Annotated in this window: 14 protein-coding genes; 6 read left to right on the top strand and 8 right to left on the bottom strand. The window is 43.8% G+C overall.

The features are described from left to right. Nucleotides 1–24 precede the first annotated feature (24 nt). A complete protein-coding gene (locus FO440_RS05870; protein ID WP_144247282.1) occupies nucleotides 25–435 on the top strand; it encodes a hypothetical protein in 411 nt (136 codons plus the stop codon). A 67-nt stretch (nucleotides 436–502) separates the two neighbouring features. Here the strand turns inward: FO440_RS05870 and FO440_RS24330 are convergent, their stop codons facing one another. The 7 genes from FO440_RS24330 to FO440_RS05840 form a co-directional block, all read right to left on the bottom strand. Next, nucleotides 503–664, bottom strand: coding sequence for a hypothetical protein (locus tag FO440_RS24330; protein WP_186292579.1), 162 nt, complete (start codon nucleotides 662–664; stop codon nucleotides 503–505). A gap of 69 nt (nucleotides 665–733) precedes the next feature. Next, nucleotides 734–1,996 carry a glucose-1-phosphate adenylyltransferase gene (locus FO440_RS05865; protein ID WP_144247281.1) on the bottom strand — a complete coding sequence of 421 codons (1,263 nt, stop codon included), beginning with the start codon at nucleotides 1,994–1,996 and terminating at the stop codon, nucleotides 734–736. Continuing rightward, nucleotides 1,993–3,420: a glycogen synthase gene (locus tag FO440_RS05860; RefSeq protein WP_144247280.1), complete on the bottom strand. Its 1,428-nt coding sequence runs from the start codon at nucleotides 3,418–3,420 to the stop codon at nucleotides 1,993–1,995. Before FO440_RS05860 ends, FO440_RS05865 begins: the two co-directional genes overlap by 4 nt. Nucleotides 3,421–3,617: 197 nt before the next feature. Next, nucleotides 3,618–6,434, bottom strand: a complete 2,817-nt coding sequence (gene polA, locus FO440_RS05855) for a DNA polymerase I (RefSeq protein WP_144247279.1) — start codon at nucleotides 6,432–6,434, stop codon at nucleotides 3,618–3,620. A 210-nt stretch (nucleotides 6,435–6,644) separates the two neighbouring features. Continuing rightward, on the bottom strand, nucleotides 6,645–7,358 hold the full coding sequence (locus FO440_RS05850; RefSeq protein WP_144247278.1) for an SIP domain-containing protein: 714 nt from the start codon (nucleotides 7,356–7,358) through the stop codon (nucleotides 6,645–6,647). 76 nt (nucleotides 7,359–7,434) lie between these two features. Next, entirely contained in the window at nucleotides 7,435–8,271 is an 837-nt protein-coding gene (locus FO440_RS05845) for a helix-turn-helix domain-containing protein (protein ID WP_144247277.1), read from the bottom strand. A 32-nt stretch (nucleotides 8,272–8,303) separates the two neighbouring features. Then, nucleotides 8,304–8,858: a DNA-3-methyladenine glycosylase I gene (locus FO440_RS05840; RefSeq protein ID WP_144247276.1), complete on the bottom strand. Its 555-nt coding sequence runs from the start codon at nucleotides 8,856–8,858 to the stop codon at nucleotides 8,304–8,306. 213 nt (nucleotides 8,859–9,071) lie between these two features. Here FO440_RS05840 and FO440_RS05835 point away from each other — a divergent pair, with 213 nt between their 5' ends. The 5 genes from FO440_RS05835 (at nucleotide 9,072) to FO440_RS24970 (ending at nucleotide 13,390) form a co-directional block, all read left to right on the top strand. Then, on the top strand, nucleotides 9,072–9,449 hold the full coding sequence (locus FO440_RS05835) for a VOC family protein (protein WP_144247275.1): 378 nt from the start codon (nucleotides 9,072–9,074) through the stop codon (nucleotides 9,447–9,449). A gap of 11 nt (nucleotides 9,450–9,460) precedes the next feature. Further along, nucleotides 9,461–9,826, top strand: coding sequence for a VOC family protein (locus FO440_RS05830; RefSeq protein WP_144247274.1), 366 nt, complete (start codon nucleotides 9,461–9,463; stop codon nucleotides 9,824–9,826). Between the two features lie 122 nt (nucleotides 9,827–9,948). Then, nucleotides 9,949–11,094, top strand: coding sequence for a YncE family protein (locus FO440_RS05825; protein ID WP_144247273.1), 1,146 nt, complete (start codon nucleotides 9,949–9,951; stop codon nucleotides 11,092–11,094). Nucleotides 11,095–11,306: 212 nt separating this feature from the next. Continuing rightward, complete coding sequence (locus tag FO440_RS25035) at nucleotides 11,307–13,190, top strand: PKD domain-containing protein (RefSeq protein WP_186292578.1); 1,884 nt, start codon at nucleotides 11,307–11,309, stop codon at nucleotides 13,188–13,190. Between the two features lie 71 nt (nucleotides 13,191–13,261). Then, nucleotides 13,262–13,390, top strand: a complete 129-nt coding sequence (locus tag FO440_RS24970) for a hypothetical protein (protein WP_262711482.1) — start codon at nucleotides 13,262–13,264, stop codon at nucleotides 13,388–13,390. On the opposite strand, the gene FO440_RS05815 is transcribed toward FO440_RS24970, so the two are convergent. Beyond that, nucleotides 13,387–13,875: a hypothetical protein gene (locus FO440_RS05815; RefSeq protein ID WP_144247271.1), complete on the bottom strand. Its 489-nt coding sequence runs from the start codon at nucleotides 13,873–13,875 to the stop codon at nucleotides 13,387–13,389. The genes FO440_RS24970 and FO440_RS05815 overlap by 4 nt on opposite strands. Nucleotides 13,876–13,959 lie beyond the last annotated feature (84 nt).

Raw genomic sequence — 13,959 nt, 5'->3', positions numbered from 1 at the left:
TAAAATAAAAACTAAATTAAAAAAATGAAAAAGATATTATTATCAATCGCTTTAGTGCTTACCGTAGTTACAGTATGTTTAGCGGCCAGCGTTGACGGCGTGTGGAAAGGCCTTGTTGAGGGACAGTATAACTTATCACTTACTTTGAAAAACGACGGCGGTAAGTTAACCGGCGTATTTGCTTTAGTTGATAACAACCCAAAATCAGAAAACCCTGATGAAGCCGGCTATACACCATATGTAGCTGCACAAATGGGCAAAAACACCATTACGGACGGTAAAGTTGATGGTGACAACTTACAATTTACTACTACTTTTAACGGCAAGCCTGTTGTTTACAAAGGCACTATTGCTGACGGTAAATTAGTATTAACGACCACTTTTGGTACACAAAACATCAAATTGACTTTAAAACAACCTGCTGTTGCTAAATAACATTAGGATATACTTGATATAAAAAAGAAAGCCCCGCAAATTGCGGGGCTTTCTTTTTTGAATGAAACTACATTTTCATAGTAGTATCTTTCTTCATTTTTTTCTTTTTCCACTTCTTCATTTTTTTAGAAGTATCAGTTTTAGTGGTGTCTTTTTGCTGCACCGGTATCGCGTAAACGCTTCCGAATGAGATTGCCGCTATGGCGACCATGCTTATTAACTTTTTCATAGCTTCATGTTTTAGTTTTCGTTACACTACTAAAACAACTATCTGCAGTTAATATTGTTTTCCCTAAAATTAAATAACTGTTCCGTTAGGTATAACTGCACGTTTTTTAACTACCACGATACCGTCTTTTACGGTATGGGTCGGATAATCGCCGTCAGGTAATGTACCATCTACGTTGATGCTTACATCATTACCTATATACGTGTTCTTGTCAATAATAGCATTCTTAATATTACACCTGTCGCCAATACCCATTATAGGCTGGTCTTTATCCTGGCATTCCTGGATCTGTTCAAGCGTCTGGTAATTATCACTACCCATAATATAGCAGTTCTCAATAGTGGTATCAAAACCGATACGGGTACGGATACCTACAACCGAGCGGATAACATGGCTTGCGTTAATGATACATCCATCAGCTATAATAGCTTTTTCCATGTGCGTGCCTGACACCTTTGACGGCGGCAACATGCGTGCACGGGTAAAGATGTAGTTCTTATCAAACAGGTTAAACTGCGGGATATCATCTGTAAGTTCCAGGTTGGCATCAAAGAATGAAGATATGGTACCGATGTCTGTCCAGTAACCTTCGTACTGGTAGCTTAATACCTTATGCTCATCTATAGATTGCGGGATGATTTCTTTACCAAAATCGGTGCTTTCATTGCCCTGCAATAGTTCATACAGCAATTTACGGTTAAATATATAGATACCCATTGAAGCTAAATAAATGCGTCCCTGGGCTTCCATTTCGGGGCTTACTTCTGATACCAGCTTATCAAACCCGCTTTTTGGTTTTTCAACAAAGGCAGTAACCATGCTTTCATGGTCTGTTTGCAGGATGCCAAAACCCGGTACATCATTAACATGCACAGGTATGGTTGCAATAGATATATCAGCCTCGTTTTTAATGTGCTGGTCGATCATGTCTTCAAAATCCATCTGGTACAATTGATCGCCCGACAGGATCAGCACATAATCAAACTCATGCACCGCTAAGTGGTGCAGGCTTTGGCGCACGGCATCGGCAGTGCCCTGGAACCAGCCACCGCTGGTAGGTGTTTGTTCGGCAGCTAAAATATCAACAAAGGCTTCGCTGAAACTGCTAAAGTGGTAAGTGTTTTTAATGTGCTTATTTAATGATGCCGAGTTAAACTGCGTCAACACATAAATACGCGTAATGCCCGAATGCAGACAATTTGAGATCGGGATATCAACCAAACGGTATTTGCCAGCAATAGGCACAGCCGGTTTAGATCGGGTTGCAGTGAGGGGATACAATCGGCTGCCCTGGCCCCCGCCAAGAACAATGCAAATTACTTTTGATGTCATACTGTTGTTGTGTTTAAGCTGTGGTAAAGTTCCATATATTGTTTGGCAGACACATCCCATGAAAAATCAAGGGCCATCATCCGCTTACGTAGTGTTTGCAGTTGTTTGTCGTCATCAAAAAGCACTATTGCCCTGCTAATAGCGTAGCAAATATCCTCAACGCTGGTATTATTATAACGGATGCCATAACCGTTGGCATCGCCAAAATCAATTACTGTATCTTTTAATCCGCCGGTACTCCTCACCATAGGCATGGTGCCATACCTGAGCGAGTATAACTGGTTTAGCCCGCAAGGTTCAACCCGCGATGGCATGAGCAAAAAGTCGGATCCCGCATAAAACAGGTGCGCCAGCTCTTCATTATAGCCGATATAGACATTCGTGTCAGCAGGAAATTTTTCTTTTAGTTCCTGCAGGTCCATTTCCATTTGCGGTTCGCCGGCGCCTAATATTAAAAAGTTCACTTTACCGGCAAAATCGGCAAGACTGGTTTCTAATGCTTCGGCCAGCAGGTCGGCGCCTTTCTCAACCACCAAACGCCCAATAAATGTTATTAAAGGTTTTGCCGGGTCAAGGTTAAAACGTGCGCAAAGCGCCTCTTTATTTTTCTGTTTGCCTGCGGCGACCTTTGCCGCGTTAAATTTCTCAATGATCATTGGATCGGTAGCCGGGTTCCATACCTCGGTATCAATACCGTTGATGATCCCTACACCTTTTGCCCGCTCAATAAAGAACAGAAACTCCAATCCGTTTGAGTTAACCGTTAATTCTTCAAGGTAACTTGGCGATACAGTGGTGTATTTTGAAGCACAACGCACAGCAGATGCCAGCGGGTTAATGCCACCGCTCCAGTCTAATAAGCCGGCTTTAGTAAGGTCTATCTCCGGCAGGTAACCTACCTTATCCCACCCGAACGCTCCATGATATTGACCATTATGAATGGTGAAAACGGTCGGCGTTTTAGCCAGCCTTGTATATAGTTTTGAATATTGCAGTAAAAACGGAACCAAGCCCGAATGATGGTCATGGCAATGAATAATATCCGGCGATTGCTGCGAATAGCTGATCCAGTCTAAAAACGAGATCTGGAAAGCAATGAATTGCTCGGTCTCATCAGGGTAGCTGTAGATATTCTCGCGGTCTATCAGTCCGGGGATCTTTACCAGGTAAAGCTCAAACCCCAGCTTATTGGTTTTTTCTTTTAGGATTTCGAAATATAACCGGCGTGTACCTAATAGCGTAGCGCCCTGGAAAACAGTATCAAATTCATTTTCGCGGGTAAACTTGCGGTCGTAAAAAGGCATTACTACTGCGGCATTATGCCCGGCAAGGGTTTGATACTTTGGCAATGCGCCAACAACATCAGCAAGGCCGCCTACTTTGGCAACGGGGTAACACTCGGCACTCAGGTGAAAAATTCTCATCGGTTTCTATACTGCGATTAAGGTACTAAACATTCCCCTAAATAAACAAACACATATTTGGAAAAATGTGTTTTTAACAGTATAAATATTTAACCTAAGCGTTAATAAGATTATGATTTTGGCAATTTTTAATCTTTAGGAATATTTAAAATTTCGATTTTTGTAATTACCTATTATATAATTATGAAGTATTTTTATTAATGCGCCTCCAGCCAATTCAAGCCTGTGCCTATTTCAACAACAATAGGTACGGTAGTTTTTATAGCGTTCCGCATATTGTCAATGATGATAGGCTTAACAATTTCGATCTCGTTATTAGGCACATCAAACACTAACTCGTCATGCACCTGCATGGTCATACGGCTATCCAGTTTTTGTTCTTTCAGTTCGCGATGGATATTGATCATGGCAATTTTGATCATATCCGCCGCAGAACCCTGGATAGGCGCGTTGATGGCATTTCGTTCTGCGAAACCGCGTACCGTTTGGTTGGCCGAATTGATATCGCGCAGGTAACGTCTGCGCCCCATCAGCGTAGTAACGTAACCATTCTCGCGGGCAAAGTTCATGGTATCGCTCATGTATTGTTTAATGCCGGGGAATTGCGCGAAATAGTTCTCGATAATTTCGGCAGCCTCTTTACGCGGGATACCCAAATTTTGCGACAAACCAAATGCCGACTGCCCGTAAATGATCCCGAAGTTCACCGCCTTGGCATTGCGGCGCTGGGTGCTGTCCACCTGGTCTACAGCCACGCCATAAACATTGGCCGCGGTTGCGGTGTGGATATCTATGCCCTTGACAAAGGCATCCATCATGTTAGCGTCCTTGCTGATCTCGGCGATGATGCGAAGCTCTATCTGCGAATAATCGGCAGAGACAATACTGTGATCACTATCCCGCGGAATAAAAGCCTTACGCACCTCGCGCCCGCGCTCTGTACGGATAGGGATATTTTGCAGGTTAGGGTTGGTTGAACTTAAACGACCCGTTGCAGCAACCGCCTGGTTGTAGCTGGTATGCACACGACCGGTTTTTTGGTTTACCATCAACGGCAAGGCATCAACATAGGTTGATTTTAGTTTTTGCAACTGGCGGTAATCTAAAATATCACGTACAATGTCGCTCTTGGCAGCTAAAGACAACAAAACATCTTCGCCAGTTTGGTACTGGCCGGTTTTGGTTTTCTTGGCTTTAGGATCGAGCATTAGTTTCTCAAATAACACCTCGCCCAATTGCTTTGGCGACGCGATATTAAAACGAACGCCAGCTTTTTCATAAACCGTTTTCTCTAACGCCGCTACGTCGGTTTCCAGTTCTTTAGAAAACTCTTTTAAGGTATTATGATCAATCTTTACGCCTTCATGCTCAATATCTGCCAGTACATAGATCAGGGGGTTCTCAATTTTATGCAGCAGGTCATCTGCACCTACCGATTTTATCTTGGGTTCAAATACTTCTTTTAGTTGCAGGGTAATGTCGGCATCTTCCGCGGCGTATTCTTTTATTTTCTCTATCTCTACATCGCGCATATTGCCCTGGTTCTTGCCTTTAGGGCCTATCAGTTCGGTAATGGATACCGGTTTATAGCCCAGATAGTTTTCGCTCAGCACATCCATACCATGGCGGGTATCAGGGTCGATGATGTAATGCGCCATCATGGTATCGAACAAGTCGCCGCAAATTTGCACGCCGTACCATTTCAGCATCAGGATATCAAACTTCAGGTTCTGCCCGATCTTGCCAATAGCCGGGTTTTCCATTACTTCCTTAAATTCGTCGACAATGGCCTGTACCTCTTTCTGATCGACAGGCACGGGCACGTACCAGCCCTCGGTAGCTTTTACCGAGAACGACAGGCCTACCAGTTCGCAGTTGTTAGCGTCGGTGCCGGTGGTTTCGGTATCAAAACAAAAGCTTTTTTGCTGTTTAAGTATGGCTATCAGTTCCGCACGTTTTTCTTTGGTATCGGCCAGGTGATATTGATGCTCAACATTATTGATGTTTTTTGCGGCAGTTTCAAACGCAGGCTCTTTGATGTCCTGAATATCCACCGTCATTGTTGTGCGGCCTTCGGCAACCGGTGCCCCAAACATATCTATTTGCGTACCTGCTGATACCGCTTTTATCTCGGTAATACTAAAGTCATCGCCAAAAACACGGCGGCCAAGGGTTCTAAACTCCAGTTCAGCAAAAAGGGGTTCTAACAACTCTTTGCTTGGCGCACACATTTCTAAGCCTGCCTCATCCAGTTCGACAGGCGAATTCAGGTTGATGGTAGCCAGTTTTTTAGACATCAGCCCCTGTTCGGCAAAGGTTTCTACGTTTTCTTTAAGCTTGCCTTTAAGCTCGTGGCTATGTGCAATGATCTCTTCAACACTGCCGTACTGCTTGATCAACGTTTTTGCTGTTTTCTCGCCAACGCCGGGAATGCCGGGGATGCCGTCAACCGCATCGCCCCATAGACCCAGGATATCAATTACTTGTTCAGGGCGCTCAATCTCCCATTTGGCCAATACCTCGGGTACGCCCAAAATCTCCATTTCATTACCCATGCGGGCAGGCTTGTAAATAAAAATATTGTCGGACACCAGCTGTGCAAAGTCCTTATCAGGCGTCATGCAGTAAACCTGGTAACCTTTTTGTTCGGCTTTTTTGGCGAGGGTGCCAATAATATCATCAGCCTCATAACCATCGGCGGTTATTACCGGGATATTAAAGCCCAATATTACTTTTACAATATACGGCAGCGCTGCCGAAAGATCTTCGGGCATGGTTTCGCGGTGCGCTTTGTAGGCGGCAAAATCTGTATGGCGTTCGGTAGGGGCGTCGGTATCAAAAACAACCGCCATGTGGGTAGGCTTTTCCTTTTTTAATACGTCAAGCAAGGTATTGGTAAAGCCCATTACTGCCGATGTGTTTAAACCACCCGACGTAAAACGCGGTGTTTTACTTAAAGCAAAATGCGCCCGGTATATCAGGGCCATACCATCTAAAAGGAAAAGCTTTTTCATGAGTGTGATTTCACAGATTATTCTAAGATTACACCGATTATTTATGATTCTACCGATGCGTATCACATCGGCAAAATACGGTGCGTTTCAAAAATACAATTTAGTTATCCACTAAATCAATTCATGAAACCATTTTTTTAAATCATAAAATCTGCAAAATCAAAATAACCCAATCTGTGAAATCTTAGAATAATCTGTGAAATCAAAAAACTATGACCAAAAACCTTTCACATTAATTTGCGATGAGGTATAACCCTGCTGTTTCAGCATTTTACGCAATTGTGCCACCATGGTATCATTACCGGTAATATAAAAGGCCACATCATGCAGGGTGTACGGCTGACCGATAACCCATTCCATTAAGCTGTTATGACCATATTTATCCTTACGTAAAATGGTTTGCAGCGGCGACCGGAAATACTCGCTAAACTGTTTGCTGTGGCCCTCGTTATTCATGGCTACCGCACCGGCAAAACGTGTTACGGGCACTGTCATTTGCTGTAAAGCCAGCAGATGGCCCAGGCTGCTTTCGTCGCCAAGCGCGATAACGGTTTTCAGCGCGTCGGGCTGCTGGTGGCTGGTACCTGTTTTCAGATAGCTTACCTCATTGCCTTTGCTAAGCGAGCGTGCCCAGTTACTGCCGGGGCCGTTGTGCGCCGCATCTACAAATATGGTGCAGGTGCATATTTCGGCATCCCAGCATGAGGGGGTGTAATCGCGATAGGTTAAGGCGTCTACCTTAAATTTAATGTAGGGCACCTCGGTCCACGCGGTCATATCTATATTGGGTAAATGCAGGTCGATCTCTATTAATGTGCCGGGCTGCCAGAAACGGACATCCAATACGCGGCCGGTGCCTAATATTTTCGATTCGAATAAACTGCCCGCCCGTCTTTTTAATTTTTGTATAGTTGATGTTTCCATACTTGTATATTTTTATAATACAAAGAAACAGGGTTTAAATACAAAATAAATTAGCAGTATTGCGACAATGATTGGACTATTTAAGGTATTTGTTCCGAAACTCAAGCGGAGTTACACCCTGCGAATTTTTAAAGAGTCGCGAAAAATAGGTATGGTCCTGGTAGCCCAGTGTATGTGCAATTTCCTTGACGTTTTGCGTGCTGTAAAATAAAAGTCGCTTGGCTTCAAGCATCACTTCGTTCATGATCAAATTGCTTACTGAGAAACCGGTGATCTTTTTCAGCACCTCGTTTAAATAGCCTTCTGTTACATTCATCAGTCCCGCGTAAAACGACGGGCTTTTATGGGTGATCAGATTATCTGCAAGCAGGGTTTTAAACTGACGGGCCAGCTCTGCCGAACGTGAAGCTTTTGCGGCATCATCATTTTCCTTACAATAATATCCTGCAATTAAACCTGCATAGGCCTGCATAAGTGAATAAGCTATTTGTAACTGAAAGGGGTCTTCATTGCTTTCCCTGAATTTTTCATTGAGCAAATGCATTAGCTGATTGGCCTGCTCATATTGTTGTTTATCCAGGCTTATCGGTTGCTGCAACAGCAGCCGCCCTTCAAATACGTCACGATATTCGGTTGGTACTAAAGCAGTATCAACCGCAAGGTACCATCCCTGGGCAACTTTATTGCTGATACGGTGGTGTACCTGCCCCGGCAAGATGTAATAAATGCGATATCCGCTAAAATGCAGCTCATGAAAATCTATCATCAGCGAAGCAGAGCCGCTGTCCAGCAGAAAAAACAAGTAATGGTCGTCGCGGTGTGCGCCTATCGGTTCAATTTCTTTTGGCTCATCACCCAGGCTAAAATACCGCATCTCAAGGCCGTTGTCGGCCCTGTGTTTAAGTTGATGCATGGGGATGTGCTTCGCTGCCAAAATTTACCGGTTTATTTAAATGAACATTGCGGTATATGGTCATTAACCATACCTGTAGCCTGCATAAAAGCATAGCAGATAACACTGCCAAAAAACTTAAAGCCGCGCTTCTTCATGTCTTTGCTTATGGCATCAGATATCTCTGTGGTAACAGGTGTAATGCCCGATAAATTATTAATGGTTTTACCATCAGGCATAAAACCGTACAGGTATTTATCAAACGAGCCGAACTCTTTTTGCATTTCGATAAATAACTGAGCGCATTTTATGGCTGCCAGTATTTTCAACCGGTTACGGATAATACCTGCATCCTGCATCAATCGCTCTACATCTTCGTTATCAAAGGCGGCGACTTTATGCACGTCAAAATCGGCAAAGGCTTTGCGGTAATTTTCGCGCCGGCGCAAAATAGTGATCCAGCTTAATCCGGCCTGTGCCGCTTCTAAAATTAAAAACTCGAACAGTATTTTATCGTCATGGGTTTCCCTGCCCCATTCTTCGTCGTGGTATTTAACGTATAGTTCGTCTGTTCCGCACCAACTGCACCGTTTAATTTCAGTTTGCATTTTTTAGTTTTTGAATTTTGTAGAGACACAATACATTGTGTCTCCCACTGTACTGATCTCCCACTGCGCAAATTATTCTTTTAATTTGGTTATGGCAATTTTAGACGCAACGTATTGCGTCTCTACTCCGACATTAAATCCGTTGAATTTGATTTTTCCTAATGGGATAAAATTAAGAAATCCGTTACCTTTACAAGTGACAAATCTTAAAAAATGGAAACTTTATCGCCCAATATTTTCACTAATGATATGAAAGCGACCATCACTTTTTATCAGTCGCTTGGTTTTAAGATCACCATGTCGGTACCCGAAATGGGTGATGACCTGGTGTGGGCCATGATGGTAAACGGCGGCGTGACCATGATGTTTCAAACCTACGAAAGCCTGGCAGATGATCTGCCGGAGATATCAAGACAGGATGGCGGATCGCTTTTGTTATACATCAATTTAAAAGATATCCGTAGCTTTTTTGAGCAGGTAAAAGACAAAGTAATCGTTTTAAAAGGACTTGAAACCACCTTTTACGGCGCTACCGAATTTTCTATAAAAGACAACAACGGCTATGTGCTTACCTTTGCCGAGCACGAGTAATATTCATTATAATGATCAACTTTAAGCGTACCGACCATATTAACATTTGTGTTGCCCCCGAGCAACTGGAAGCCGCAAGGCAATTTTATACCACGGTATTCGGGCTTGAACCTACCCAACGGCCCGACCATATTTTTGACAAGCCCGGTTACTGGTTTAACATGGCCGATATTCAATTGCACATAGGTGTTGAACAACCCGTCGGGCGCACGTTCAGGCATACCGCTTTTGAAATTACTAACCTGGATTTTGCACGTAAACACCTGGAAGCAAACGGTATTACCATAGACGAAGAACCAATTATTGAAGGGCGCGACCGCTTTACCTTTCTTGATCCGTTTGGTAACCGGATGGAATTGCTTGAATATCACCGGTAGGAATGATTTATTGACGCCGCAATAAACCAGCGGTTATGTAAAAATACCATATCAGTATTTGCAATTACTAAAATTGCCCATTATCTTAACATTACCAATATTTACCTCAAAATAAATAAGTTATGAAAAACGGGATCCGCATTTTTGCAGCGCTGTTATCTGTTGCTGTTATTGCCTTTATCATATCATGGAAACCATCCCCCAAAACAAAAAGTGCTGTTAATGTTGCCGCCACGCCATTAAACGGACGTTATTTGTTTGCTGCCGTACCGGGTGTGCGCGATTATTTAGGCTACGGTGGTCATGGTTTACTGGTTTTTGATATTGATCATGGGCATCAATTTGTTAAACGGATCCCATTTAAGGGCCTGCACCCTAATGGGCAGCCGTCAAATATTAAAGGCATAGGGGTAAGTATTCCGTTGCATAGTGTATATGTTACTACATTGGAGGGTTTGCAGCGGATAGACTTGGTAACCGGTAAACTGATCTGGGAAAAGCAAATTCCGGATGGCTGCGACCGCTTATCCGTAGCACCTGATGGCAAGACCATGTACCTGCCATCGCTGGAGAGCCATTACTGGAATGTTGTGGATTGCGAAACCGGCAATATCATAAAACGGCTGGATGGTTTTAACGCGTCGCATAATACCATTTACGCGCTGTCAGGCAAGCATGTTTACCTGGCCGATCTGAAAAACACGATGGTAAAAATAGCCGACCCTAAAACCAATACTGTTACCGCCGAAGTAGGCCCTTTTATCAACTTTGTGCGCCCCTTTACTATTAACGGTAGCGAAACCCGCATTTTTGTTAACTGTAATGACCTGCTGGGTTTTGAGGTTGGCGACCTGACCACCGGCAAAAAGATCAAACAGGTTGTTGTTGAGGGCTGGGACAAAGGCTCGGTTAGGCGGCATGGCTGTCCGAGCCACGGCATTGGCCTTACGCCCGACGAAAAAGAAATATGGTTAAGTGATGGGGCAAATATGCGCATGCATGTGTTTAGCGCGGTCGAACCTTATCAGCAATTAACCACCATACCACTGCAGGATATGCCGGGTTGGATAACTTTTACCATAGATGGGAAATACGCCTATCCGTCAAGCGGCGAAGTGATAGATGTAAAAACCCGTAAAGTGCTCACCATTTTAAAAGACGAAAATTATAATTCTGTTGAAAGCGAAAAGCTTTTAGAAATAGATTTTAAAGACGGCAAACCCGTTAAGGCAGGCGATCAGTTTGGTGTAGGCAGGGTAATGCGGTAGAAATTATCAAACAATTTTAAGGGTAAAAATCCGTTAACATATATAAATTCCGGTTCGCCAATAAAACAATGTATTACTATCTGCTTCCAATTTTTTTAATCAATTAAATATCCGGATTAAAGGCGACGTATATTTAAAGCTTGTTAGATTTTTCAAACATGTGTATAAGGGGGGCAGCAGCTTTTATAAACCGGAATAAGTTATTTTTCATTTTGCTTTTTACGCTTATCGCCGGCTTTGATCATACCGGCTATGCACAATCATGTCCTATCGCCAATTTTGCACAGGCCGGAACCAATACCAGTTGCTTATTAAATGATGTTCAGTTCACAGATACATCTACCGGTTCAATCGTAACGTCCTGGTATTGGGATTTTGGAGATGGCAGCACATCTGCAGCACAAAACCCGCTGCACACTTTTAAAGGCGGAACATATACTGTAAAACTGGTTGTTACCAACAACGGCGGATGTTCTTCAAGTAAAAGCCAGGATATAACGGTTATTCCAAAATTGGCTACCTCTTTTGACGCGCCGGCTACAACTTGCCCCGATGTCCCCGTTAAAATTACAGATCATTCTACCATAACTAACGGCACCATAGCCAAATGGCAATGGACCTTTGACGACAATACCCCCGAGGTTGATATGACCACAAATGCGCCGTTTACGCATACGTTCACTACCCCGGGCGTTCACCAAATATCCTTGCAGGTATTTTCGGCAGCAAATTGTGTGAGCGATGTTTATACGAAAAGTATTACCGTACTGACCGGCCCCACAGCTGATTTTACATTACCCGATGCCTGCGAACTGGATGGCGCACAGTTTACAAACCTGTCTCTAGCGCCTGATGGTACAACCACAGGTTTAACCTACCAATGGGACTTTGGGGATGGCAGCACATCAACAGAACAAAACCCTGTACACCGTTATACCAAAGCCGCCAGTTATCCTGTTAAACTCATCGTCAATTCGCCGGGTGCCTGCCAGCAGGGCCATGCTTCAAAACTATTTACAGTTAACAGCCAAAACCCGGGCACGACTTTTACCGTGCTTAGCCCCGAAGTTTGCAACGGCGACAGTGTTTCTTTTCAGGATAATTCACAACCCGCCATTGGCAATATTACCCGGCTTGAATGGATCCTGGATAATGATAATCACCCGGCAACTACAATAGCTTTTGATAAAGCCGAATTGCGGAGCGATAAGATCTATCATTTCATGTATCCTTTAAACGCCACCACATCACCACAGGTTTACCATGTGGTGTTACGGGCCTACACCGGGCAATTATGTTACAGCGATGCATTACCGCAAACGGTAACCATTAATCCTATCCCGACAGCTACACTTACTTACAACGGCAGCGCCATTGCCGACTCAATCGTACTCTGCCAAAACGACGCGCCTGTAAATATTATAGCTACGCCCAGCACCAACGGCACATCAACTTTTTCAGGTACGGGCATAACATCCGCAGGGGTGTTTGATCCTAAAGTTTCCGGGGCGGGGTCTTTCACCATTAATTATTCATTTGTGGATAATACAGGCTGCACCTATACCACCAGTTTTAAAGTTTCGGTAACCGCCATGCCAACCATTAGCATGGAGGCGACAGCCGGCGTATTTGAGGGCGGCCAGTTAAAATTGAACCCAACAATTACCGGCAATAACTTAACTTATTCATGGTCGCCAACAACAGGTATCAGCGATGCGACGATTGCAAATCCTGTTTTTATGCCGGCAGAAAATACAACTTATACCCTTACGGTAACGTCGTCGGGCTCGGGTTGTTCGGCGACGGCACAGGTTACCATATCGGTTTTAAAAAACATTATCGTGCCCAATACTTTTACGCCTAATAATGATGGCATAAACGATACCTGGGAGATCCAGTATTTAAACACCTATCCGGGTGCTACCGTTGATGTATTTAACCGGTACGGCGCAAAGGTCTTTTCGTCCATCGGTTATCCAAAACCCTGGGACGGCAAATGGCACGGTGCCGACCTGCCTTTTGGCGTGTATTATTACATTATCAATACCAAAAGCGGCCGTAAGCTGATGAGCGGCAGTGTCACTATCGTCAGGTAAATGCCGGATAGTAGCCTGATCTTTATTATTTTTACCGGGTGCAAAGCAAAAGGAAAAAAGACGCCGTGTTTATGATTGGTTTTATTATCGGCATGGGTTGGGGGATAGTTTTACACCACCTTGGCCTGGGTGCTGCATTTGGCGTGATACTGGGCCTTGCACTAAGAGAAACCTACGAACGCAAAACCAACCGGTTTTAATGGCTATGCAGCTTATCTGCCGAATGATATATGATACTGTAACCTGCAGATCCATCCGTTTGCTGGCGACCTGTCCTGGTATTTAACTTAAGCGATTTTTGCGATAATATTCCGTCTTTTAATTGAAGATCTAAGTTTAAAGTATCTTTCATCCCTTCCTGCATAAAGCTCCAAACGGCGTGGATGGTATCTCCTTTTACAGTGCCCGCTAAGGTGCCTTTGCGGCTGTCTTTTTGGTAGGGCAGCCAGTTCATTTGCCCGCTTACTTTATCACCGTGTATAACCAGTTCAATGCTGGTGCTGTCTTTGCCTTCTGTATTCAGGAAACATAATGAGGATACATCTGCTTTGCTGTTATTTACCGCGGTGTCTTTTGCCGGTGTATCCATTTTAGTTAAACTATCTGTAGCATCTATTTTGGTTTTTGGCGACGAGCATGATGCCATCAACAAGCCTAACGCGCAACCTAATATCAAATATTTCATGATACTACAACAGTAATAAAAGCGTAAAAGTTTGGTGCTGGCTTTTTAGCGGCCGGTATTCAGGTTCTTTTTTTATAGGTTTGC

The sequence above is a fragment of the Mucilaginibacter corticis genome (assembly GCF_007558865.1).
In the GTDB taxonomy this organism is placed as follows: domain Bacteria; phylum Bacteroidota; class Bacteroidia; order Sphingobacteriales; family Sphingobacteriaceae; genus Mucilaginibacter; species Mucilaginibacter corticis.
The sequence above is the reverse complement of the archived record's forward strand: the minus strand, read 5'-3'. Positions and strand labels throughout refer to the sequence as shown.

Bases quoted from the DNA above. Each gene is read 5' to 3' on its own strand.
- FO440_RS05830 (WP_144247274.1), top strand. From the start codon at position 9,461: ATGATCAACTTTAAGCGTACCGACCATATTAACATTTGTGTTGCCCCC.
- FO440_RS05870 (WP_144247282.1), top strand. From the start codon at position 25: ATGAAAAAGATATTATTATCAATCGCTTTAGTGCTTACCGTAGTTACA.
- FO440_RS05815 (WP_144247271.1), bottom strand. From the start codon at position 13,875: ATGAAATATTTGATATTAGGTTGCGCGTTAGGCTTGTTGATGGCATCA.
- FO440_RS05835 (WP_144247275.1), top strand. From the start codon at position 9,072: ATGGAAACTTTATCGCCCAATATTTTCACTAATGATATGAAAGCGACC.
- FO440_RS24970 (WP_262711482.1), top strand. From the start codon at position 13,262: ATGATTGGTTTTATTATCGGCATGGGTTGGGGGATAGTTTTACACCAC.
- FO440_RS05845 (WP_144247277.1), bottom strand. From the start codon at position 8,271: ATGCATCAACTTAAACACAGGGCCGACAACGGCCTTGAGATGCGGTAT.
- FO440_RS05825 (WP_144247273.1), top strand. From the start codon at position 9,949: ATGAAAAACGGGATCCGCATTTTTGCAGCGCTGTTATCTGTTGCTGTT.
- FO440_RS05860 (WP_144247280.1), bottom strand. From the start codon at position 3,420: ATGAGAATTTTTCACCTGAGTGCCGAGTGTTACCCCGTTGCCAAAGTA.
- FO440_RS05850 (WP_144247278.1), bottom strand. From the start codon at position 7,358: ATGGAAACATCAACTATACAAAAATTAAAAAGACGGGCGGGCAGTTTA.
- polA (WP_144247279.1), bottom strand. From the start codon at position 6,434: ATGAAAAAGCTTTTCCTTTTAGATGGTATGGCCCTGATATACCGGGCG.
- FO440_RS05840 (WP_144247276.1), bottom strand. From the start codon at position 8,858: ATGCAAACTGAAATTAAACGGTGCAGTTGGTGCGGAACAGACGAACTA.
- FO440_RS24330 (WP_186292579.1), bottom strand. From the start codon at position 664: ATGAAAAAGTTAATAAGCATGGTCGCCATAGCGGCAATCTCATTCGGA.
- FO440_RS05865 (WP_144247281.1), bottom strand. From the start codon at position 1,996: ATGACATCAAAAGTAATTTGCATTGTTCTTGGCGGGGGCCAGGGCAGC.